Source organism: Cellulosimicrobium sp. Marseille-Q4280, from assembly GCF_943181405.1.
GTDB lineage: Bacteria > Actinomycetota > Actinomycetes > Actinomycetales > Cellulomonadaceae > Cellulosimicrobium.
Genome location: NZ_CALPBY010000006.1, coordinates 260,866 through 281,179 on the forward strand (window position 1 = coordinate 260,866; position 20,314 = coordinate 281,179).

At 73.3% G+C, this 20,314-nt stretch carries 19 protein-coding genes; 8 read left to right on the top strand and 11 right to left on the bottom strand.

All coding sequences use genetic code 11. The annotated features are described in order from the left end of the window. Positions 1 to 61 precede the first annotated feature (61 nt). Entirely contained in the window at positions 62 to 1,174 is a 1,113-nt protein-coding gene (locus tag NFS20_RS16565; RefSeq protein WP_251152899.1) for a helix-turn-helix transcriptional regulator, read from the top strand. Here NFS20_RS16565 and NFS20_RS16570 read toward each other — a convergent pair. The 3 genes from NFS20_RS16570 to NFS20_RS16580 are packed head-to-tail and all read right to left on the bottom strand — an operon-like array spanning position 1,132 to position 4,782. Then, positions 1,132 to 2,787 (bottom strand): MFS transporter, encoded by a 1,656-nt coding sequence (locus NFS20_RS16570; RefSeq protein WP_251152900.1) that lies wholly within the window; start codon positions 2,785 to 2,787, stop codon positions 1,132 to 1,134. The two genes, NFS20_RS16565 and NFS20_RS16570, sit on opposite strands and share 43 nt — an antisense overlap. Next, positions 2,784 to 3,830, bottom strand: coding sequence for a glutaminase A (glsA, locus tag NFS20_RS16575; protein WP_251152901.1), 1,047 nt, complete (start codon positions 3,828 to 3,830; stop codon positions 2,784 to 2,786). Before glsA ends, NFS20_RS16570 begins: the two co-directional genes overlap by 4 nt. A gap of 43 nt (positions 3,831 to 3,873) precedes the next feature. Beyond that, positions 3,874 to 4,782 carry a hypothetical protein gene (locus NFS20_RS16580; RefSeq protein ID WP_251152902.1) on the bottom strand — a complete coding sequence of 303 codons (909 nt, stop codon included), beginning with the start codon at positions 4,780 to 4,782 and terminating at the stop codon, positions 3,874 to 3,876. Between the two features lie 151 nt (positions 4,783 to 4,933). On the opposite strand from NFS20_RS16580, the gene NFS20_RS16585 reads away from it, so the two are divergent. Genes NFS20_RS16585 through NFS20_RS16595 form a run of 3 tightly spaced genes read left to right on the top strand, consistent with a single transcriptional unit; the run spans position 4,934 to position 8,358 of the window. Beyond that, a complete protein-coding gene (locus NFS20_RS16585; protein ID WP_251152903.1) occupies positions 4,934 to 5,620 on the top strand; it encodes a TetR/AcrR family transcriptional regulator in 687 nt (228 codons plus the stop codon). Between the two features lie 54 nt (positions 5,621 to 5,674). Next, the gene (locus NFS20_RS16590) at positions 5,675 to 6,688 is read left to right on the top strand and encodes an ABC transporter ATP-binding protein (RefSeq protein WP_251152904.1); all 1,014 of its coding nucleotides are present in this window, start codon (positions 5,675 to 5,677) and stop codon (positions 6,686 to 6,688) included. Further along, positions 6,685 to 8,358 (top strand): ABC transporter permease, encoded by a 1,674-nt coding sequence (locus tag NFS20_RS16595; protein ID WP_251152905.1) that lies wholly within the window; start codon positions 6,685 to 6,687, stop codon positions 8,356 to 8,358. Before NFS20_RS16590 ends, NFS20_RS16595 begins: the two co-directional genes overlap by 4 nt. 20 nt (positions 8,359 to 8,378) lie before the next feature. On the opposite strand, the gene NFS20_RS16600 is transcribed toward NFS20_RS16595, so the two are convergent. From NFS20_RS16600 to NFS20_RS16615, 4 genes are all read right to left on the bottom strand, one after another. Next, positions 8,379 to 9,449 carry a saccharopine dehydrogenase family protein gene (locus NFS20_RS16600; protein ID WP_251152906.1) on the bottom strand — a complete coding sequence of 357 codons (1,071 nt, stop codon included), beginning with the start codon at positions 9,447 to 9,449 and terminating at the stop codon, positions 8,379 to 8,381. 103 nt (positions 9,450 to 9,552) lie between these two features. Continuing rightward, positions 9,553 to 10,455, bottom strand: coding sequence for a helix-turn-helix transcriptional regulator (locus NFS20_RS16605; protein WP_251152907.1), 903 nt, complete (start codon positions 10,453 to 10,455; stop codon positions 9,553 to 9,555). Positions 10,456 to 10,546: 91 nt separating this feature from the next. Next, complete coding sequence (locus tag NFS20_RS16610) at positions 10,547 to 11,284, bottom strand: SDR family oxidoreductase (protein WP_251152908.1); 738 nt, start codon at positions 11,282 to 11,284, stop codon at positions 10,547 to 10,549. Further along, positions 11,277 to 12,041: a flavodoxin gene (locus NFS20_RS16615; protein ID WP_251152909.1), complete on the bottom strand. Its 765-nt coding sequence runs from the start codon at positions 12,039 to 12,041 to the stop codon at positions 11,277 to 11,279. Before NFS20_RS16615 ends, NFS20_RS16610 begins: the two co-directional genes overlap by 8 nt. A gap of 144 nt (positions 12,042 to 12,185) precedes the next feature. Here NFS20_RS16615 and NFS20_RS16620 point away from each other — a divergent pair, with 144 nt between their 5' ends. Further along, on the top strand, positions 12,186 to 13,079 hold the full coding sequence (locus NFS20_RS16620) for an aldo/keto reductase (RefSeq protein ID WP_251152910.1): 894 nt from the start codon (positions 12,186 to 12,188) through the stop codon (positions 13,077 to 13,079). 2 nt (positions 13,080 to 13,081) lie between these two features. Next, on the top strand, positions 13,082 to 14,098 hold the full coding sequence (locus tag NFS20_RS16625) for an aldo/keto reductase (RefSeq protein WP_251152911.1): 1,017 nt from the start codon (positions 13,082 to 13,084) through the stop codon (positions 14,096 to 14,098). Positions 14,099 to 14,152: 54 nt separating this feature from the next. On the opposite strand, the gene NFS20_RS16630 is transcribed toward NFS20_RS16625, so the two are convergent. After that, positions 14,153 to 15,142, bottom strand: coding sequence for an adenosine deaminase (locus tag NFS20_RS16630; RefSeq protein WP_251152912.1), 990 nt, complete (start codon positions 15,140 to 15,142; stop codon positions 14,153 to 14,155). A gap of 190 nt (positions 15,143 to 15,332) precedes the next feature. Here NFS20_RS16630 and manD point away from each other — a divergent pair, with 190 nt between their 5' ends. Continuing rightward, entirely contained in the window at positions 15,333 to 16,559 is a 1,227-nt protein-coding gene (manD, locus tag NFS20_RS16635; protein ID WP_251152913.1) for a D-mannonate dehydratase ManD, read from the top strand. A gap of 58 nt (positions 16,560 to 16,617) precedes the next feature. Further along, the gene (locus NFS20_RS16640; RefSeq protein ID WP_251152914.1) at positions 16,618 to 17,604 is read left to right on the top strand and encodes an aldo/keto reductase; all 987 of its coding nucleotides are present in this window, start codon (positions 16,618 to 16,620) and stop codon (positions 17,602 to 17,604) included. A 50-nt stretch (positions 17,605 to 17,654) separates the two neighbouring features. On the opposite strand, the gene NFS20_RS16645 is transcribed toward NFS20_RS16640, so the two are convergent. The 3 genes from NFS20_RS16645 to NFS20_RS16655 all read right to left on the bottom strand — a co-directional run bounded on the left by NFS20_RS16645 (position 17,655) and on the right by NFS20_RS16655 (position 20,313). Beyond that, on the bottom strand, positions 17,655 to 18,215 hold the full coding sequence (locus NFS20_RS16645; protein WP_251153057.1) for a hypothetical protein: 561 nt from the start codon (positions 18,213 to 18,215) through the stop codon (positions 17,655 to 17,657). 137 nt (positions 18,216 to 18,352) lie between these two features. Then, positions 18,353 to 18,973 (bottom strand): response regulator, encoded by a 621-nt coding sequence (locus NFS20_RS16650; RefSeq protein ID WP_251152915.1) that lies wholly within the window; start codon positions 18,971 to 18,973, stop codon positions 18,353 to 18,355. Continuing rightward, entirely contained in the window at positions 18,970 to 20,313 is a 1,344-nt protein-coding gene (locus NFS20_RS16655) for a sensor histidine kinase (RefSeq protein ID WP_251152916.1), read from the bottom strand. Before NFS20_RS16655 ends, NFS20_RS16650 begins: the two co-directional genes overlap by 4 nt. Between the last annotated feature and the right edge of the window lies 1 nt (position 20,314).

The window sequence follows — 20,314 nt, forward strand, 5'->3', positions numbered from 1 at the left end:
ACGACGAGCCTCCCGGTGCATCACGACACCCTGTGTCATGTATGTCCGTAGGATCTTTCCCGTGCGCGCCGATCGGTTGGTCTCGCTGGTGCTGCTGCTGCGCCAGCGCGGTCGGCTGTCCGCGGCCACGCTGGCCCGCGAGCTGGAGGTGTCCACCCGCACCGTGCTGCGCGACATCGAGGCGCTGGCCGCGGCCGGCGTGCCGGTCTACTCCGAGCGCGGCCGCCACGGCGGGTTCGCGCTGCTGGCCGGCTTCCGGACGGAGCTGACCGGGCTGAGCCACGACGAGGCGCTCGCGGTGCTGACCGCCGGTTCGGTGCGCGGCGGTCAGCCGCTCGGCCTCGGGTCCGCACACGCCGCCGCCGTGCGCAAGGTGCTGGACGCCCTGCCCGAGGGCCACCGGGCGACGGCGAGCGACGCAGCCCGGCGCATCCTCGTCGACCCCGAGACGGACCTGCTCTCTCGCCGGCAGGCCACCGACGAGGTCCCCCGCCCGGTCATGGTCGCGGTGCGGGGGGCCGTCCTGGCCGGGCGCAGGCTGCGGATCCGCTACGCCCCGGTGGGCCGGACCGCGGCCTGGCGGACGGTGGACCCGATCGGACTGGTCACCGTGCGCGGCACCGGATACCTGCTCGCCACGACGTCCGGCGCGGACCGCACGTACCGGTTGTCCCGGATCGAGGCCGCGGAGGAGCTGGCCGAACCCGCGGACCGACCGGCCCAGGTCGACCTGGACCGCCTCTGGCAGGAGCGCAGCACCCAGTTCCGGACCGGGGGCGACCAGGTGACCGTCCTGGTCCGGGTGCACACGGGGAGGCGCGAGGAGCTGGTGGACACCGCGCTGGCCGTCCTCGCCGAGGAGCTCGACGAGGACGGCTCGACACGGCTGGAGGTGACCTTTCAGGACACACGGCACGCCGAGTGGGCCCTCTGGCAGCTCGGCACGGATGCGGAAGCCCTGTCCCCGGCGTCGTTGCGCGCCTCCCTCCGCGATCGGGCCGTCGCGATCGCCACCCGCTACGAGGACAGGCCCGGAGCACGGTCTCCGACGGGACCCCGCACCGGGCCGAGCCGCGCCTCCAGCAGGGCCGAGGCGGCGCGGGTGCCGCCGGTACTGCCCGCCGCGTCCGTTCAGGTCTCGGGTGACGGGTCCGGGATCTCGCCCGGGCGGTAGCGCGGGAGGCGGCTCGCCGGGAGGATCGCCGTCGCGCTGATCCCCGCGAGGATGAGCAGACCGAGTCGCAGGGTGTCGAGACGCGCCTCCTCGTTGAGCGCCACGGCGGCGTCGACCTGGACCGCGTCCGCGTCGGTGCGGTCGAGCACCTCCTTGAGGTCGTCGTTGCTCACGAAGTTCACGCTGTCGAGGTCGACCTGTGCGACGAGCGTCGGCGGCAGCTCGGGGTGCTCGACGACGGCACGCCCCACGTTGATCCCGAGGATCGTCACGAGCAGCGCGCCGACCAGGGCGGTGCCGACCGCCGACGCGAGGTTCTGCGTGGTCCCGCGGATCGACCCGACGTCGCCCGCGAGGGTCTTGGGCACCGCCGTCACGAGGACGTTGAACACCAGGGTGACGAGCGCGCCCTGGCCCACCCCGAAGACGAAGAGCCCGAGGATGGTCGGGAAGGTCTCCCAGTTGTTGGTGACGACGAGCGCGAGCCACGCGAGCCCGACGGTCGTGAGGACGAAGCCGAAGACGCCGATGACCCGCGGCGAGAACCGCCCGTAGAAGCGCACGACGAGCGTCGCCGTGACGAACACCGTGAGGTTGAACGGCATCATCGCGAGGGCGGTGTCGAACGGTGTACGACCCTGCACGATCTGGATGTACAACGGCACGGTGAAGTTCAGCGCGGCCTCGAGCGCGACGACCACGAACATCGCGTAGACGGCGGCGCGCTCGCTCGGCGAGCCGAGCACGGTGAGGTCGACGAGAGGCGTCCGGCCTTGCGCGGCCCGTCGCCTCGTCCACCAGAAGAACGTCTGGCCGAGCACGATGCCGACGACCACGAAGAGCGGCGCGGGCGAGGCGCCGGCGACGCTGAACGGCGCGTCGGGGGTCGCGGTGAGCAGGCCCCAGGAGTTGAGGTTGTTGAACCCGAGCGTGAGGAGGACGATCGCCGCGCCGATGAGCACCGCCGCGACGAGGTCGATCCGGATCCCGGGGTCGCCCCGGTCGGAGCGCAGGCGGAAGCTGAAGACGAACACGGTGATCGCCAGGGCGAGCACGATGCCGAACACCGGCCGCCACCCGACGAGCGTGCCGAGCGCGCCGCCGATGAAGAACGCGCTCACCCCGGAGATGGCCCGGGCGGACCCGAGCGACCCGATCGCCGTCGCCTGCTGCGCGCCGTGGTAGTTCTCGGCGATGAGGGCCACGAGCGCGGGGACGATGATCGCCGCGGACGCGCCCGCGACGGCCTGCCCCGCGATCGCCCAGCCGACCGACGGCGAGAGGATCATGAGCACCGCGGAGCCCGCGAACGTCGCGACGACCACGCGGAAGACCGTGACCCACCCGATCCGCTGACCGAGCTTCGCGCCCGTCATGACGAGCGCGGCGACGGCGAGCCCGTAGACGACGATCGTCGAGCTGACGACCGTCGGGGGCACGCCGAACTCCTCGACCATCCCGCCCAGGGACACGGGGAGGGCCGCGACGTTGAAGGACATGAGGACCTGCGCGAGGAACAGGCCGACCATCGGGACCCAGGACCGCCGCTCCTCGGCCGCGGGCGGCGGAGCGGTCGACCCGCGCGCGGGACCGGCCGCGTCGTCGTGCGTCATGAGCCGCGCTCCGTTCGTTCGGGGACGTGGACCGAGGAGGCGAAGAGGTTGAGCCCGAGGGCGCGCGAGAGGTAGGCCGTCGCACGCTGCCCACGCACGCTGTTGCCCGCGGGGTCGAGCGGCGGGGAGAACGTCCCGATCGCGCCCTTGCCCGGCGCGACCGCCACGATGCCGCCCGCGACGCCCGACTTCGCCGGGAGCCCGATCTCGAAGAGCCACTCCCCCGACCGCTCGTACAACCCGGTCGACGCGAGGACCGCGAGCGTGTCCCGGCACACCTGCGCGGAGACGACACGCTCGCCCGTGAGCGGGTTGACCCCGCCGTCGGCGAGCGTCGCGCCCATCACCGCGAGGTCCCGCGCGGTCACGCGCAGGGAGCACTGGCGCGTGTAGACGTCGACCACCTCGAGCGGGTCCGTCTCGATGCGCCCGTAGCTCTCGAGCAGTCGTGCGATCGCCTTGTTGCGCATGTTCGTCGCTGACTCCGACCGGTACACGACGCCGTCGAGCTCGAGCTGGCGGCCGGCGAAGCGCGACAGCCCGGTGCGGACGGTCTCCCACTGCTCGGCCGGCGAACCGCCGGGCACGAGCGCCGTCGTGGCCAGCGCACCGGCGTTGACCATGGGGTTCCGCGGATGGCCGTCGTGCAGCTCGACCGCCATGACCGAGTTGAACGCGAGACCCGTGTTGTCCACGCCGACGCGCTCGAGCACACGCTCGTGCCCGTGCTCCTCGCACACGAGCGCGTAGACGAACGCCTTGGAGATCGACTGCACCGAGAACTCCACGTCGGCGTCGCCCACCGCGTGCACCGCCCCGCCCGACTCGGCGACGCACACCCCGAACCACGCCGGGTCCGCCTCGGCGAGGACCGGGATGTAGTCGGCGACCGTGCCGCCCGCGTGGTCGCGGTACCGCTCGTGCGCGGCGTGGACGAGCTCCTCGACGCGGTCCCAGCCCGGCAGCGAGCCGGTCGACACCTCCTGCTCGACGCCCTCGACGTCCGTGTCCACGTCCACCCCCGTCCGGTTGCGCGCGACCATCGCGATGGTTCCACGGACGAGGGGGCACGGCACGCGCAACGGGTCAGCCGAAGAGCTGCGCCACCTCGTGGTCCGCCACGACGAACAGCGCGGCGCTCGCGAGCTCGGTCGCCGGGCCGCTGTGCGCCGCGGTGGTGTCGCCGAGCCGGACGAGCACCACGACGCTCCCGGTGGCGTGCAGGATCGGCGTCCCGCTCCCGTCGTCGAGCACCGCGTACGAGTCCTCGTAGCCCGGCGGGGGTGCGACCTGCAGCGCCGCGCCGGCCGCGCCCGAGGCGTCCGCGAGCTCGCTCCCCGATCCGGCGGCCCTGTCGTACGCCGCCACGATCTCGTCGGCCACCTCCTCGGAGCCCACCTCGACCACGACGAGGTCCGCCGCGACCTGCGGGCCCTGCCGCGACACCACGCGCACCGCGAAGCCCTGCACGCAGTCGTCGGCGACGCCCTGCGTCAGTGCCGGCACCTGCGGCAGGGCGTCGCACGCGACGTCCTGGCGGGCCGCGAGGGAGAGAGGGTAGTCGTTCACCGTCCAGTCGTTGTCGCCGTAGAACTCCCACGACATCGGCGCGAGCGACGGTCCTGAGGCCGGGTCCATCTCCGCGCCCACGCGGTACTCCTCCTCGAGCCAGGCCGGTTCCGCCTTCTCGGGCTCCGCGCGCTCGTCAGCAGGCTCGTCGTCCGTGACCTCCCCCTCGGCCCGGCCACCCGCCGCCGGATCGCCCGGCTCCTCGGCGCTCCGGCTCGGCTCGGGCTGGGCGACCGAGGACTCTGCCTGGGCGGGTCGTGGACCCGGGTCCGGGCCCCAGACGGCGGCGAGGATCGCGAGCCCGGCCCCCCACACGACCACGGCGCCGCCGCTCACGAGGCCGACGAACAGTCCGGTGCGCTCGCGGCGGACGGGAGGCGGGACGCGGTGCTCCGCCTGGTGTGCGGCGTCGTGCGGGACGGTCACGGTCGCGGTGCCTCCGGGGATCTCGTCGGCAGGCGGCTCCTGCCGACGGCCACGGTACGGGGCCCGTCGTCCCCGGGAGGCGTTCGTCCACAGGGATGCCGCCCGACCGTCCTCTCGACACAGTGCTGAACACGCGGTTAGCATGCTGAACATGCGTTCAACGACGGACGACCGACCGAGCGGGACGAGCTCCGACCTCACCACGCGCGCCCGGATCCGGGACGCCGCGGTCGAGCGGTTCGCGCGCGACGGGTTCGGCGCCCCGCTGCGTGCGGTCGCGACGGACGCCGGGGTGAGCGCGGCCCTCGTCGTCCACCACTTCGGGTCCAAGGACGGGCTGCGGGAGGCGTGCGACGAGCGCGTCCTCGAGCAGATCCGCACGGCGAAGTCGGAGGCGATCGTCCGGACGGACTCCGGCGCGTTCCTCCAGTACTTCGCCACGGCCGACCGCTACTCGACGGCCATGGGGTACGTGCTGCGCTCGCTGCTCGACGGCGGCCCGCTCGCCCGTGCGTTCGTCGCGCACATGATCGAGGACTCCGAGGAGTACGTCGGCACCGCGGTGGCCGCCGGTGTCGCCGTGGCGAGCCGCGACGAACGACGCCGCGCGCGCTACCTCACGCTGTCCGCCCTGGGCGCGATCCTCCTGTCGATCACGATCGACCCGCCCGAGGACCTCGGCGACGTGAGCGCCTCCATGCGCCGCATCTTCGACGAGATCACGCTCCCCGCCCTCGAGCTGTACACCGAGGGCTTCCTCACGTCCCGCCGCATGCTCGACGAGTACCTCCTCTACGTGGGCGACCCGCCCGCCGAGCCGGGCGCGCCGTCGGCCTGAGCCGGCACCGCGCGCCGTCCGCCACGTGCTCCCATCGTCGCGAGAAGAGGAACCATGACCACCAGCACCCGGGCCTCCGAGGCCCCCGCCATCGAGACCCACGACCTGCGCAAGTCCTTCGGGACCGTCGCCGCCCTCGACGGGCTCGACCTCACGGTCCGGCCCGGCGAGGTCGCCGGGTTCCTCGGCCCCAACGGGGCCGGGAAGTCGACCGCCATCCGCGTCCTGCTCGGGCTCCTGCGCGCCGACTCCGGCTCGGTGCGCCTGCTCGGCGGCGACCCGTGGCGCGACGCCGTCGCGCTGCACCGCCGGCTGGCGTACGTCCCCGGTGACGTCACGCTGTGGCCGAACCTCACGGGCGGCGAGGCGATCGACCTCCTCACGCGCCTGCGCGGCCGCGGTCGCAGCGAGAGCACCGCGCGCCGCCGCCGGGAGCTGCTCGAGCGCTTCGAGCTCGACCCGACGAAGAAGGCGCGCACGTACTCCAAGGGCAACCGGCAGAAGGTCGCGCTCGTCGCCGCCTTCCTGTCGGACGTCGACCTCCTCGTCCTCGACGAGCCGACCTCGGGCCTCGACCCGCTCATGGAGGCCGTGTTCACGGAGCACGTGCGCGAGGCCAAGGCCGCCGGCACGTCGGTGCTGCTGTCGAGCCACATCCTCTCCGAGGTGGAGAAGGTGTGCGACACCGTGACGATCATCCGCGCCGGGCGTGCGGTCGAGTCCGGCACCCTCGCGGAGCTGCGGCACCTGACCCGGTCCACGGTCACCGCCGTGGTCGACGGCGACCCGGCACCGCTCGCCGCGATGGACGGCGTCCACGACCTCGCCTCCACGCGGACCGACGCGGGGACGCGCGTCGGGTTCGACGTCGACGATGCGCAGGTGGGTCGCGTCCTGGCCGCCCTGAGCGCCCTCGGCGTGCACAGCCTCACCGCGGCCCCGCCGTCCCTCGAGGAGCTGTTCCTGCGCCACTACGGCGACGACGTCTCGGGCGACGGTCCCGAGAGCGCGTCCGACGGCGACGCACCCGGCCGCCACGGCGCGCGCAGCACGGCAGGTGCGCGATGACGACGACGCTGACGCGACCCGCGGCAGCGGGTCCGGTGGACCGCTCCACCGGCGGGACGACGCTCACCGGCACGTGGACCCTGGTCCGGTCGATCCTGCGGCGCGACCGGGTGCGCCTCGCGGTGTGGGCCGGGTCCGTCGTGCTGTTCTACGCCTACTTCACGTTCGCGCTCGACACGCTGTTCGCCGACCCCGCCGCCCAGCAGGCGCGCGCCACGGTCATGGAGACGCCGGCCGGCATCGTCATGGGCGGCCCGGGCTACGGGGTCGACCACTACACGACCGGTGTCGCGATGGCGAACGAGGGCATCACGTGGGTCGTGCTGGCGCTCGCGCTGTTCAGCATCCTGCACGTCGTGCGGCACACGCGCGCGGAGGAGGAGTCGAACCGTGCGGAGCTCGTCCGTGCGGCTCCCGTGGGCCGCCACGCGCCCGCCGTCGCGACGACGATCACGCTCGTGGCCGCCCAGCTCGTCATCGCGACCCTGTCCGCTCTGACGATGGTCGGCACGGGCGGGCTCGCCGTCGTCGACTCGTTCGCGATGACCCTCGGGTCGGCGCTCAGCGCGATGGTCTTCGGCGCGGTCGCCCTGGTGCTGTGCCAGGTCACCGAGCACGGGCGCACCGCGACGGGTCTGAGCCTCGCGGTGTTCGGGGTCGCGTTCGTCGTCCGCGCCGCGGGCGACATGCGAGAGCTCGGCGGGAGCGCGCTGTCGTGGTTCTCGCCGATCGCGTGGGCGCAGCAGATGCGCGCGTTCGTCGACCTGCGCTGGTGGCCGGCGCTGCTGAGCGTGGTCGCGATCGCGCTCCTCCTGTGGCTCGCGGCCGTGCTCGCGTCGCACCGGGACTTCGGCGCCGGTCTGCTCGCGACGCGCGGGGGGCGGGCGGCCGCGCGCGCCTCCCTGCGCGGTCCCGTGTCGCTGGCCTGGCTCCAGCAGCGCTCCGCCCTGCTGTGGTCGTGCCTCGGGCTCGGCCTGATGTGGTTCGCGTCGGGCACGATGCTTCCCGACATCGACGAGATGGTCGGCGGGATCGCCCAGGACAACCCGACCGTCGCCGCGATCTTCGGCGCGGACCCCGACCAGTTCACCCTCGGGTTCCTCGGCGTGATGATGCTGTACGGGGCGCTGTGCTGCGCCGCGTACGCCGTCGTCATGGGGCTGCGGCCGAAGGCGGAGGAGTCGGCCGGGCGCGCCGAGGTCGTGCTCGCGCTGCCGGTGTCCCGCGCGCGCTGGCTCGGCGCGCAGCTCCTCGTCGCGGGCGTCGGCACGGCCGTCCTGCTCGCCGTGAGCGTCTACGCGGTGTGGCTCGGCGGCGTGGCGGTCGACGGCGGCGGCCCCGACCTGGGCGCCTACACGACCGTGCTCGTGGGCTACCTCCCGGCCGTGCTCGTGTACCTCGCGCTCACCGCGGCGCTCTACGCCTGGGTGCCGCGCGCGACCGGGGCCGGCTGGGCGCTGCTCGCCTACACGTTCGTGATCGGGATGTTCGGCGGGCTGATCGAGGACCTGCCCGACGCCGCGCTCTGGGTCTCCCCGTTCCACTGGGTCCCGACGGCGTTCAGCGAGGATCTCGACGTCGGCTACCTGCTCGGGCTGTCCGCCGTCGTGGTCCTGCTGCTCGGCGCAGCCGTCGCGGGCTTCCGACGACGGGACGTCGCCTCGGCCTGAGCGCCACGTCCCGCTCGCCGTCAGACCTGCGCGTCGAGCGGGACGTGCAGCGCGAGGTGGTCCGACAACGCGGCGAGGAAGTCCGGTGCGTCGAAGGCCGCGCCCGCGGAGGCGACGCCCGTCGTCCTGGTCCGGCCCGTCAGGATGCGCTCGACCGCCTCGACCGCGAGCGGCGCGGTGACGGCGTAGATGTCCCGGCCGCTCACCACCGCGCGCCGCTCGACCCTGCCGCTGCGCACCCGGGCGTCGACGACGAACGTCTGGTCGGAGCGCCCCTGCGCGTCGACCGCGACCGGGGCCGATGCGTCGGGGGCCGACAGGTCTGCCGCCGCGACGGCCGTCATGGAGGTGCGCACCACCGGGACGTCCAGGTGACTGGGCACCGTCACGACGTCGGCCATGGTGAACTCGCCGAGCACGGGCTGCGGGCCGAGCGGGGCGGGGAAGGCCCACTTCAGCGTCGGCAGCGGGTCGTCGTGGTACTCCAGCCGCCCTCCCGCGAAGCGGACGCGGCGTCCACCACGCCGACGGCCCGAGACCGCACCCGCGTCGAGCGTGCCCGCGGTGGGGTGCCAGCTGCTGAGCCCGTACGCGACGTGCACCTCGTCCGCGGCCTCCCAATCACCCTTGGCCGTCGTGACGAGGAGGTCGCCGAGGCCGCCGAAGAACGCCATCGCAGGGACCACGAGCGCACCTGCGGCGCGCGCCCGGTCCCCGAAGCGGGCGAACGTGTCGACGTTCGCCTCGATCTCCGCCGCCACGTCGACGTACGGGATCACCGCGCGCAGCGCGGCCTCGATCAGCGGCGCCGCGGTCGTGGCGAACGGCCCGGCACAGTTGATCACGGCGGCCGCGCCGGCGAGGGCGCGGTCGAGGGAACCCGGGTCGTCCACCGACGCCTGTCGCGCCTCGAGGTCGGGCCGGTCCTGCACCATCGCCGCCAGCCGGTCCCCGCTGCGACCGAGGAGGAGCGGCCGGTACCCGCGCTCGCGCAGCTCGGCGACCACGAACCGTCCCGTGTGCCCGGTGGCGCCGAGCACGGCCACGACCGGACCCTGGCTGCTGTCTTCACGTGCGCGCTCATCGCCCATGACGGTGATCATGCCGTGCGAGGTCGTCCGAGCCCAGTGTCCGGACTGACACACATCGTCCATTTCCTGCCAGGCCTGCCGAGTCGCCGGAGCTGGGCGTCGCTCAGCGGGTTGCGCCCTCCGCGGTCGTGGTCAGCGCGGTCGCGGCCCAGGACGCGAGCAGCTTGAGGCCGTCGTCCGACGGCGATCCCGGCACCGCGGTGTAGACGTTGAGCTGGAGACCCGTGTCGGCCGGCAGCACGAGCGCCTCGTAGTCGAGCTCGAGCGCACCGACGACGGGGTGGTGGAACGTCTTGGTGCCCGTGCGGTGCAGCCGCACGTCGTGCGAGGCCCACATCCGCCGGAAGTCCTCGCTGCGCGTGGACAGCTCGCCGACCAGGGCCGTGAGCTTCTTGTCGTACGGGTTCTTCCCGGCCTCGGCCCGCAGGATGGCGACGGCGTCGTGCGCGATCCGCTCGGAGCGCTCGCCCCAGAACTCGCGCGCCGCCCGCGGGTCGAGGAAGTGGAACCTCGCGCTGTTGACCGGCTGGTTCGCGACCTGCTCCGGCGAGTCGTACAGCGGCGCGTAGAGCGCCCGGCCCAGCCGGTTCGCCCCGAGCACGTCGAGGCGGCCGTTGCGGACGAAGGCGGGGGCACCCTCCATCGCGTCGAGGATCCTCTGGACGGCGGGCCGCAGGACGGGCGCCGGGGCGCGGCGTGCGCGGGACCGCGCCGCACCCGAGGCGTTCGCCGCCCGGGCGAGGTCGAAGAGGTGGACGCGCTCGGCGTCGTCGAGCTGGAGGGCCTCGCACAGCGCCTCGAGCACCTCCTCGGACGCGCCCGCGAGGTTGCCGCGCTCCAGACGCGTGTAGTAGTCCACGCTCACGCCGGCGAGCATCGCGACCTCCTCGCGCCGCAGGCCGGGCACGCGACGGTTGCCGCCCCAGGCGGGCAGACCGGCGCGGTCCGGCGTGATGCGTGCGCGGCGGGACGCGAGGAACTCGCGGGTCTCGGCCTTCAGGTCCATGCCTCGACGGTACGTCCGGGCGCCGCGGCGTGGGAGGCACTGGTGTTACCCGGGAAGCGAGGCCCGTCGCCGCTCCCGCACCGAGAGGTCGCTATCCGAGCTGGTCCGCGGGACGCAGGAGGATCTCGTTGATCGCGAGGTGACGAGGGCGGGCGAGGACGAACGCGACCACCTCCGCGATCTCCTCGGGCTGGACGGTCGCGACGTCGTAGCCCTTCTGCACGGCTGCGCGCGTCGCCTCGTCGGTGATGTGGCTCGGCAGGTCGGTGTCGACCACGCCCGGCTCGATCAGGGTCACGCGTACGTCGGGAAGGAGCTCCTGGCGCAACGACTCCGACCAGCCGTTGACGCCCCACTTCGTGGCGGCATACACGCCGTTGGACGCCCGAGCGGTGCGCCCCGCCACGGACGAGATGTTGATCAGGTCGCCGCCGCCGTCCTTCAGCTGGTCGAGGAACACCTCCGTGGTGGTGATGGCGCCGAGGAGGTTCACCTCGACCATCGCGCGGTAGTCGTCGCGCCGGTCGGACGAGAACGGGCCCAGGAGCATCACGCCGGCGTTGTTGACGAGCACGTCGGCACCGCCGAGCTCCTCCCGGACGCGCGCCGCGGCCGCGACGAGCGCGTCCCGGTCGGTCACGTCGGCCGGGATCGCGATCGCGCCGCCGCCGATCTCCGCGGCGAGGGCGTCGATGCGGTCGGCCCGGCGCGCCAGCAGCGCGACGCGGTAGCCGTCGGCCGCGAGCGCGCGAGCGGTCGCCGCGCCGATCCCGGACGACGCGCCGGTGATGACCGCGACGCGGCCCTGGTTCCCGGTGTTCTCACTCATCTGCTTCCCTCTCGTCCAGGAGGCCGGCTGCGGTGAGCCAGTCCTCGAGCTCCGCACCCGCGTCCGCGACGGTCTCCCCGCGGACCGCCAGGCCGGCGCCCACGTCGGAGTCCGGCAGGGCGTCGCGGTAGTCGTCGTCGATCCCGGCCATGCCGGAGACGGCGTAGGTGACGAACGGCAGGACGCTCTTGCCGCGCAGGTCCACGCCCTCGACGAACGTGGACATGATCATCGGCGCCCGGACGTTCCACACCGGGCTGCCGAGCAGCACGACGTCGTACCCCGCGACGTCCGGGAGATCCCCCGCGATCGCCGGCCGGGCGTCGGACTCCTGCTCCCGGACGTTGCGCTCGACCGTCGGGTCGTACGCCTCCGGGTAGGGGTCGGCCGCCTCGATCTCGTAGACGTCGCAGTCGACCCGGTCCGAGATCATCCCGGCCAGGACCGCCGTGTTGCCGACCTCGAGGTCCCGTCGGCCTCCCTCGTGGTAGTTCTCCCCGGCACGCGAGAAGTACACGAGCAGCACGCTCGCCGTGGGGTCTGCCGTCATCTCCGTGGTCTCCTCCGACTGCTGGGTGCCGTCCTGCGACGGGTCGCCGGGCACCGCGGTCGTCCTCGGCCCGGGTCGCGGGTCTCCGGCGCACCCGGCGGCGATCGTCGCCGCACCCGCGAGCGCGGCACGCAGCAGCGTCCGCCGGCTCGGTGCGGGCCCGCCCATCGTCCTGACCTCGGCGAGGTTCGCGTGCGTGATGTCCACCTCCCCGACGGTAGGACCGCAGCGCGGGACGTGGGAGGCCCTGGCAGTACCCCGCCCGTCCGGTCCTCCTCGCACCGCCGTCCTGAGGAGCGGGGTACCAGCAGGACCTCCCGTGCTCAGCTGAGCGCGCCTACCGTCGAGAGCATGACCACGAACCCGGTACCCACGCTCACCCTGAACAACGGCGTCGAGATGCCCGCCCTGGGCTACGGCGTCTTCCAGACGCCGCCCGACGAGACGGTGACCGCGGTCGAGGCCGCGCTGTCCACCGGCTACCGGCACATCGACACCGCCGCCGCGTACGGCAACGAGGCAGGCGTCGGCGAGGCGATCCGCCGCTCCGGCCTGGACCGCTCCGACGTGTTCGTCGAGTCGAAGGTCTGGATCAGCGACTACGGCTACGACACCACGCTGCACGCGTTCGACAAGAGCGCCGGCAAGCTCGGCGTCGACCAGATCGACCTCTTCATCCTCCACCAGGCCCTGCCCTCCCGCTTCGACCTCACCATCGAGGCCTACAAGGCCCTGGAGACGCTGCTCGCCGACGGCAAGGTCCGCGCCATCGGCGTCAGCAACTTCATGCCCGAGCACCTGGACCGGCTCCTGGCCGAGACGTCCGTCGTGCCCGCCGTCAACCAGGTCGAGGTGCACCCGTACTTCCGCCAGCCCGACGTGCTCGCGACCGACGCCGCCCACGGCATCCTCACCCAGGCCTGGTCGCCGATCGGCGGCATCACGTTCTACCGCGACGGCGAGCACACCAGCACGCTGCAGGACCCGACGATCGTCGGCATCGGCGAGGCGCACGGCAAGAGCCCAGCCCAGGTGATGCTGCGCTGGCACCTGCAGCAGGGCCGCTCCGCCATCCCCAAGTCGGTCACCCCGCACCGCATCGCGGAGAACTTCGACGTCCTCGACTTCGAGCTCACCGACGACGAGATCGCCGCCGTCGACGCCCTCGACACCGGCCAGCGCGGCGGCCCCGAGCCCGAGGACATCACGCTCGAGGCCTTCGGCCGCGAGATCCCCGAGGCGTGAGCATGGATCTCCGACCGCTCGGACGCACCGGCGTCCAGGTCAGCCCGCTGACCCTCGGCGCGATGATGCTCGGCCCCTGGGGCAACGACGACCGGCAGGACGCGACCCGGATCGTCCACCGTGCCCTCGACGCCGGGATCAACGTCGTCGACACCGCCGACGTGTACTCCGCCGGCGTCTCCGAGGAGATCGTCGGCGAGGCGATCTCCGGGCGTCGGGACGACGTCTTCCTCGCGACGAAGTTCTTCATGCCGATGGGTGACGACCCGAACCACCGGGGCGGGTCCCGCCGGTGGATCATGCGGGCCGTCGAGGACTCGCTGCGGCGCCTCAGGACCGACCACCTCGACCTCTACCAGGTGCACCGGCCGTCGCCCGACACCGACGTGGAGGAGACGCTCGGCGCGCTCACCGACCTCGTGCGGCAGGGCAAGGTCCGGTACATCGGGTCGTCGTCGTACTCGGCGTCGCAGATCGTCGAGGCCCAGTGGGCGTCCAGGGAGCGGAACCTCGAGCGCTTCGTGACCGAGCAGCCGCCGTACTCGATCCTCGTGCGCGGCATCGAGGAGGACGTCCTGCCGACCGTCCTCCGGAACGGCATGGGCACCTTCACGTACAGCCCTCTCAGCGGCGGCTGGCTGTCGGGCCGGTGGCGCAAGGACTCCGCGTCCGCCCCGACCTCGAGCGCGCGGCCCAGCGCCCGCTTCGACATGAGCAGCCCCGCGAACCAGCGCAAGCTCGACGTCGTCGAGGAGCTCGCCCAGCTCGCGGAGCAGGCGGGCATGACGCTCGTCGAGCTGGCGATCGCGTTCGTGGTCCGACACCCGGGCGTCACCTCCGCGATCGTCGGTCCGCGCACGATGGAGCAGCTCGAGTCGTACCTGCCGGCCCTCGACATCACGCTCGGCGACGACGTCCTCGACCGGATCGACGAGCTCGTCGCCCCCGGCGTCACCGTCAACCCGGACGACAACAGCTACGGCGCCCACGAGCTCACGCCGACCGCGCGGCGACGCTGACACCCGGAGCCCGTCCTCCTGACCACCACGGCCACGGAGGGCGGGCCGGGCCGTTCAGCGCGACGCGGCGCGGATCTCGGCGAGCAGGGCGTCGCGCCGCTCCGGCGGCAGGAACGACGACCGGACGGAGTTCTCCGCGAGCGCCACGCGCTGCTCCGACGTCAACCCGAGCGCGCCCTCCAGCGCGTGGAGCGTGTCGTCGAGGTAGCCGCCGAAGTACGCGGGGTCGTCGGAGTGCACGGACACGTTGAGCCCCCGCTCGAGCATCACGAGGACCGGGTGCTCCTCCAGGGACGGGACCGCACGCAGCGCGACGTTCGACAGCGGACAGACGGTCAGCGGCGTCTGCTCGGCGACGAGGCGCGCCACGAGCGCGTCGTCCTCGAGGCACCGGATCCCGTGGTCGATCCGTTCCGCACCCAGCACGTCGAGCGCCTCCGCGACGTACTCGGGCGGCCCCTCCTCCCCCGCGTGCGCGATGCGTCGCAGCCCTGCGGACCGGGCGCGCTCGAACAGCCGGGCGAACTTCGACGGCGGGTGCCCCACCTCCGCCGAGTCGAGACCGATCCCGACGATCGGCGCACCGGCCGCGAGCAGCCGGTCGAGCACGTCGAGCGCCTCGTCCTCGTCCCGGTCCCGCAGGAAGGCCGCGACGAGGAGGGTCGTCACCCCGTGGTCGCGCTCGCTGGTCGCGAGGACCGACCAGATGCCGTCCACGACCGTCTCGAGCGGCACACCGCGGGACACGTGGGCCTGCGGGTCGAACATGATCTCGGCGTGCCGGACGCCGGCCCGGGCCGCCCGCTCGAGGTAGGCGCGCGTCATGTCGGCGAAGTCCTGCGGCTCGCGCAGCACCGACATGGTCGCGTAGTACAGGTCGAGGAACGACTGGAGGTCGCCGAACGCGTACGCGCGGCGCAGCTCGTCGGTGTCCCGGTAGGGCAGGGCGACGCCGTTGCGCCGCGCCAGGGCCATGACGAGCTCGGGCTCCAGCGTGCCCTCGACGTGCAGGTGCAGCTCGGCGTACGGCAGGTCGGCGGTCACGCGGGACTCCTCCGGTGGGGACGGTGGCGGGGTGACAGGAGCATCGCACGGGGACCGACGGCGACAGGAACGCGCGGGGCGTCGTCCGCCCCGTTGCTACGGTCGTCCTGGCCGTGCCGGCGAACCGGTCGCACCGGACGCGCGCCGCCCGGCACCCGCACGTCCTGTACCTCCCCAGAATCGAGCAGCCATGAGGATCGTCGACGCGCAGGTCGTCGTCACCAGCCCCGGTCGGAACTTCGTCACCCTGAAGCTCACGACGGACGAGGGCATCACCGGTCTGGGCGACGCGACGCTCAACGGCCGCGAGCTCGCCGTCGTCTCCTACCTGCGCGACCACGTGGCCGCGCTCCTCGTCGGGCTCGACCCGCACCGCATCGAGGACACCTGGCAGTCGCTCTACCGCGGGGCCTACTGGCGCCGCGGCCCGGTGACGATGGCCGCGATCGCCGCCGTCGACGTCGCGCTGTGGGACATCAAGGCCAAGGTCGCCGGGCTCCCGCTGTACCAGCTGCTCGGCGGCGCGTCGCGCGAGCGGGTCCGCACCTACGGCCACGCCAACGGGCGCGACGTCCCCGAGCTCCTCGACTCGGTCCGCGCACGGCTCGCCGAGGGCTACCAGGCCGTGCGCGTGCAGACCGGCGTCCCCGGCCTGAAGGTCGTCTACGGCGTGCACGACGGCGCGGCGATCGCCGCGGAGGCCGACGGCGCCCGGCTCGACCAGCGGGTGCGCCCCGTCGTCGAGGACTGGGACACGGCGGGCTACCTGCGGCACCTGCCGCGCGTCCTGGAGGCCGTGCGGAACGAGTTCGGCCCCGAGCTGCCGCTGCTCCACGACGCGCACCACCGGCTCACGCCGCAGCAGGCCGCGCGCCTCGGCAAGGAGATCGAGCAGTACGACCTCTTCTGGCTCGAGGACTGCACCCCCGCGGAGAACCAGCAGGGCCTGCGGCTCGTCCGCCGGCACACGACGACGCCCCTCGCCATCGGCGAGGTCTTCAACACCGTGCACGACTACCAGACGCTCGTCGACGAGCAGCTCGTCGACTACGTCCGGTCGGCCGTGACCCACTTCGGCGGCGTCACGCCGCTGCGCAAGCTCTTCGACTACGCCGCGCTGCACCAGATCAAGAGCGCGATCCACGGCCCGGAGGACATCTCGCCCGTCGGCATGGCCGCCGCGATCCACCTCGACCTCGCGATCCACAACTTCGGCATCCAGGAGTACTCCGGGTACACGGACCGGACGCACGAGGTCTTCCGGCACGCGTTCACGTTCGACGACGGCCACCTCCACCCGGGCGAGGCCCCGGGCATCGGCGTCGAGCTCGACGAGGAGCTGGCCGCCGCGCACCCCTACGCGCCGGCGTACCTGCCCGTCAACCGCCTCGCCGACGGGACCGTGCACGACTGGTGACCCGGGACGGGCGCCTTCCCCCACCACGAATCCGGCACGACCCGAGGAGAGACCCACGATGCACACCCGCACGCTCGGCCAGGGACTGCAGGTCTCGGCGATCGGACTCGGCGCCATGGGCATGTCCATGTCCTACGGCCCCAACCCCGGGACGCGCGAGGACATGATCGCCGTCCTGCGCGGCGCCGTCGACCGCGGTGTCACGTTCTTCGACACCGCCGAGGTCTACGGCCCGTACGTCAACGAAGAGCTCGTCGGCGAGGCGCTCGCCCCGCTGCGCGACCAGGTCGTCGTCGCCACCAAGTTCGGCTGGAACATCCAGGACGGCGCGATGGCCGGGCTGGACAGCCGCCCCGAGCAGATCCGCCGGGTGGCCGAGGCGTCCCTGCAGCGCCTGCGCACCGACCGGATCGACCTGTTCTACCAGCACCGCGTCGACCCCGCCGTCCCGATCGAGGACGTGGCGGGGGTCGTCGGCGAGCTCGTCCAGGAGGGCAAGGTCGCCCACTTCGGCCTTTCCGAGGCCGGTGCCTCGACCATCCGGCGGGCGCACGCCGTCTTCCCCGTGACCGCCGTGCAGAGCGAGTACTCGCTGTGGACCCGCGACCCCGAGACCGAGGTCCTGCCGACGCTCGCCGAGCTCGGCATCGGGTTCGTCCCGTTCAGCCCTCTCGGCAAGGGCTTCCTCACCGGCACGGTCTCCCCCTCCACGACGTTCGCCGAGGGCGACATCCGCCGCACGATCCCCCGCTTCACCGAGGACAACCGGGCCGCGAACCAGCGCGTGGTCGACGAGGTGCGCACCCTCGCCGAGGCGAAGGGCGCCACGCCCGGGCAGGTCGCGCTCGCCTGGCTCCTCGCCCAGCAGCCGTGGATCGTCCCCATCCCCGGCACGCGCCGCCTCGAGCGGGTCGCGGAGAACGCCGCCGCAACGACCGTGCCGCTGACCGCGGACGAGCTCGCGTCGCTCGACGCGCTGGCCCGCGAGGTGGGCGTGCAGGGCGACCGCTACGACGACGCCGGGATGCGCATGGTCGGGCGGTAGGCGACCCACCCGACCGTGCCGCGCACCCGACGACCTGCCCGCCGCGCGGGTCAGCCCAGCTGCTGCATCGTCTGCACGGCCGTGACCGCGCCGAGGATGAAGCCGAGCGCCGTGCAGCCGATCGCCACGCCGAGGGCGATCTTCGCCGTCTTCTCGTTCCGCTTGACCGCGAGCGCGGAGAACACGATCGCGAGCACCCCGAACACGATGGGCAGGAAGATCACCGCGATCGGGCTGAAGACGTACGCGAGGATCGTGCGCCAGGTCAGGGGCTGAGGGCCGGCGGGGGCGGTGTAGGGGGCGTAGCCGCCGGGACCGCCGTAGGGCGACCCGTACGGCTGGCCCTGCGCGGGGTAGGCACCGTACGGCTGACCGGGCGCAGGGGCCGGAGCCACGGGAGGTGCCTGGGGCGCCATCTGCCCGTAGGCCGGCTGCGCTGCCTGCCCGTAGCCAGGCTGGACCGGCTGGCCGTAGGCGGGCTGCGCGGGCTGGCCGTAGGCGGGCTGCGCGGGCTGGCCGTAGGCGGGCTGCTCCTGACCGTGCGGCGAGGAGCCCTGCGGAGGCTGAGGGGCGTCGCCGCCCTGGTACGGCTGGTACGGGGGCTGGCTCACGGCTTCGTTCCTTCGTCCCGGTGGGTTCTGCGGCTGGCACGGCAGAGTGCGCCGTGCGGCGCGCTTCGAAGGGTAGTGCCTCCCGGTGTCGCTCCGTGGCCTCTTTCACGGTCTCCCGGTGCGCGCTCGCGCAGGCGTCACCGGAGCAGACGACGGCGGTAGCCCTCGCCCACCGCCGAGGCTCGATCACGCACGCCGAGCTTGTCGTAGATGTGCTGCAGATGGGTCTTGATGCTCGCCTCGCCGATGAACAGCGCCGTGGCGGCCTCACGGTTCGAGCTGCCGTTGGCGACCAGCTGCAGCACCTCCTTCTCCCGATCGGTCAGGGTGCCGGCGCCGGGCTTCCGCACCTGCCCCATCAGGTGCTGCGTCACCGACGGCGCGAGCACCGGCTCTCCGCGCGCGGCGGCACGGACTGCTCGCATCAGGTCGTCGGGCAGCGCATCCTTCAGGAGATAGCCGGTCGCACCCGCCTCGATCGCCGGCAGCACGTCGCTCTCGCTGTCGAACGTGGTCAGGATCAGCACCCGGGCGTCCGGCGCCTGCTCGCGCAGGTCCGCGGTCGCGGCGACGCCGTCCATGCCGGGCATCCGCAGGTCCATGAGCACGACGTCCGCCGCCAGCGCCTTCGCACGGTCGACGCCCTCGGCGCCGTCACCCGCCTCGCCGACCACGACGATGTCCTCGGCGTCCGCGAAGGTGTCGCGGAGGCCGCCCCTCACGACCGGGTGGTCGTCGACGATCACGAGTCGGATCATCGGTCGATCTCCTCTGCTCTCGTGCCCCCTGGGGCGATCGCCGGGACGCGCGCGCTCACGGACGTCCCTTCGCCCGGTGCGCTCTGCACCTCGACGTGGCCGCCGACGCCTCTGATGCGCTGGCGCATGCTCGTCAGGCCGAAGCCGGTGCCGCCCCCGCTCGCGAACCCGCGGCCGTCGTCGCGCACGTCCAGCAGCACCTCCGTGCCCGTGTACGACAGCGTGACACCGACGCGCGAGGCCTCGGCGTGCTTCGCCACGTTGGTCAGCGACTCCTGCGCGACGCGGAACAGCGACACCTCGATCGCCGGGCTCAGTGGCTCGCGGGTGCCGGTGACCTCCACCCGCGCGCCGATCCCCTGGTCCTCCGACCATCGCTCGGCCAGCGTACGGAGCGCGTCCGGGAGATGCGCTCTCCCGAGCTCCTGGGGAGCGAGGGCCTGCACGGACCGTCGCGCCTCGGTCAGGCTGCTGCGCGCGAGGCGCAGCGCACGCGCGACGTGCTCCTCCGTCTCCCCCTGCACGCTCGCGGAACGCTCCGCGGCCTGGAGCTGCGTGATGATGCCCGCAAGACCCTGGGCCAGGGTGTCGTGGATCTCGCCGGCCAGCCGCTGCCGCTCGTCCTGCGCCCCCGACTCCCGGGCCTGGGCGACCAGCTGCGCATGGAGCCCGGCGTTCTCGTGCAGAGCCGCCTCGAGCCGCTCGACGAGCTGCTCGCGCCTGCGCTCCTCCGGTTCGCTGCGCGCCGTCAGCAGGATGCCCACGCCGATCGCCGCGGTCTGCACGGCGACGATCAGGAGGAACTCCGCGAGCACGTCGGGGCTCGGGTCCTCCCCGACGCGCATCGCCGAGCCGTTGAGGACCACGGAGGTCACCAGGACCCCGAGCACCCCCACCGGCCACGGCCTGAGCAGGTACGCCTGGAAGAAGCCCGCGACGGTGAAGACGAGGAACGCGTCGGAGTACGTCATGAGGGCGACGCACAGTGCGAGCAGCCCGACGAGGTAGACGCCCGCCTGCACCGGCCGGAGCGCCCGTCTCCTGAGAGGCAGCGTCTGGCCGAACAGCACCCACGTCGCCGAGACCGCGACCAGCCCGGCGACGGTGGCCCCCTCCGGCCAGAAGGGTGCACCGGACGCCGGGAGCACCCGTGCGAAGTAGATCGCCGTCGAGACGGTCAGCAGCAGCCACGGTGTGACCAGCTGCAGAAGATCCCAGACGCGCAGCTGCTCCTGCCTCCAGGCCAACCGGGAGCGGTGAGCCGTCTCCGCCTCGTGCACGAGGGCGGGCTCGAGCGTCCCGGAGCCCGGGCGCTCGTCGGCCCCGGCATCCCGCATCATC

Excerpts from the sequence above, each read along its gene's own strand:
- NFS20_RS16570 (WP_251152900.1), bottom strand. The coding sequence starts at position 2,787 with ATGACGCACGACGACGCGGCCGGTCCCGCGCGCGGGTCGACCGCTCCG.
- glsA (WP_251152901.1), bottom strand. The coding sequence starts at position 3,830 with ATGGTCGCGCGCAACCGGACGGGGGTGGACGTGGACACGGACGTCGAG.
- NFS20_RS16585 (WP_251152903.1), top strand. The coding sequence starts at position 4,934 with ATGCGTTCAACGACGGACGACCGACCGAGCGGGACGAGCTCCGACCTC.
- NFS20_RS16590 (WP_251152904.1), top strand. The coding sequence starts at position 5,675 with ATGACCACCAGCACCCGGGCCTCCGAGGCCCCCGCCATCGAGACCCAC.
- NFS20_RS16595 (WP_251152905.1), top strand. The coding sequence starts at position 6,685 with ATGACGACGACGCTGACGCGACCCGCGGCAGCGGGTCCGGTGGACCGC.
- NFS20_RS16600 (WP_251152906.1), bottom strand. The coding sequence starts at position 9,449 with ATGGGCGATGAGCGCGCACGTGAAGACAGCAGCCAGGGTCCGGTCGTG.
- NFS20_RS16605 (WP_251152907.1), bottom strand. The coding sequence starts at position 10,455 with ATGGACCTGAAGGCCGAGACCCGCGAGTTCCTCGCGTCCCGCCGCGCA.
- NFS20_RS16610 (WP_251152908.1), bottom strand. The coding sequence starts at position 11,284 with ATGAGTGAGAACACCGGGAACCAGGGCCGCGTCGCGGTCATCACCGGC.
- NFS20_RS16620 (WP_251152910.1), top strand. The coding sequence starts at position 12,186 with ATGACCACGAACCCGGTACCCACGCTCACCCTGAACAACGGCGTCGAG.
- NFS20_RS16625 (WP_251152911.1), top strand. The coding sequence starts at position 13,082 with ATGGATCTCCGACCGCTCGGACGCACCGGCGTCCAGGTCAGCCCGCTG.
- manD (WP_251152913.1), top strand. The coding sequence starts at position 15,333 with ATGAGGATCGTCGACGCGCAGGTCGTCGTCACCAGCCCCGGTCGGAAC.
- NFS20_RS16640 (WP_251152914.1), top strand. The coding sequence starts at position 16,618 with ATGCACACCCGCACGCTCGGCCAGGGACTGCAGGTCTCGGCGATCGGA.
- NFS20_RS16650 (WP_251152915.1), bottom strand. The coding sequence starts at position 18,973 with ATGATCCGACTCGTGATCGTCGACGACCACCCGGTCGTGAGGGGCGGC.
- NFS20_RS16655 (WP_251152916.1), bottom strand. The coding sequence starts at position 20,313 with ATGATGCGGGATGCCGGGGCCGACGAGCGCCCGGGCTCCGGGACGCTC.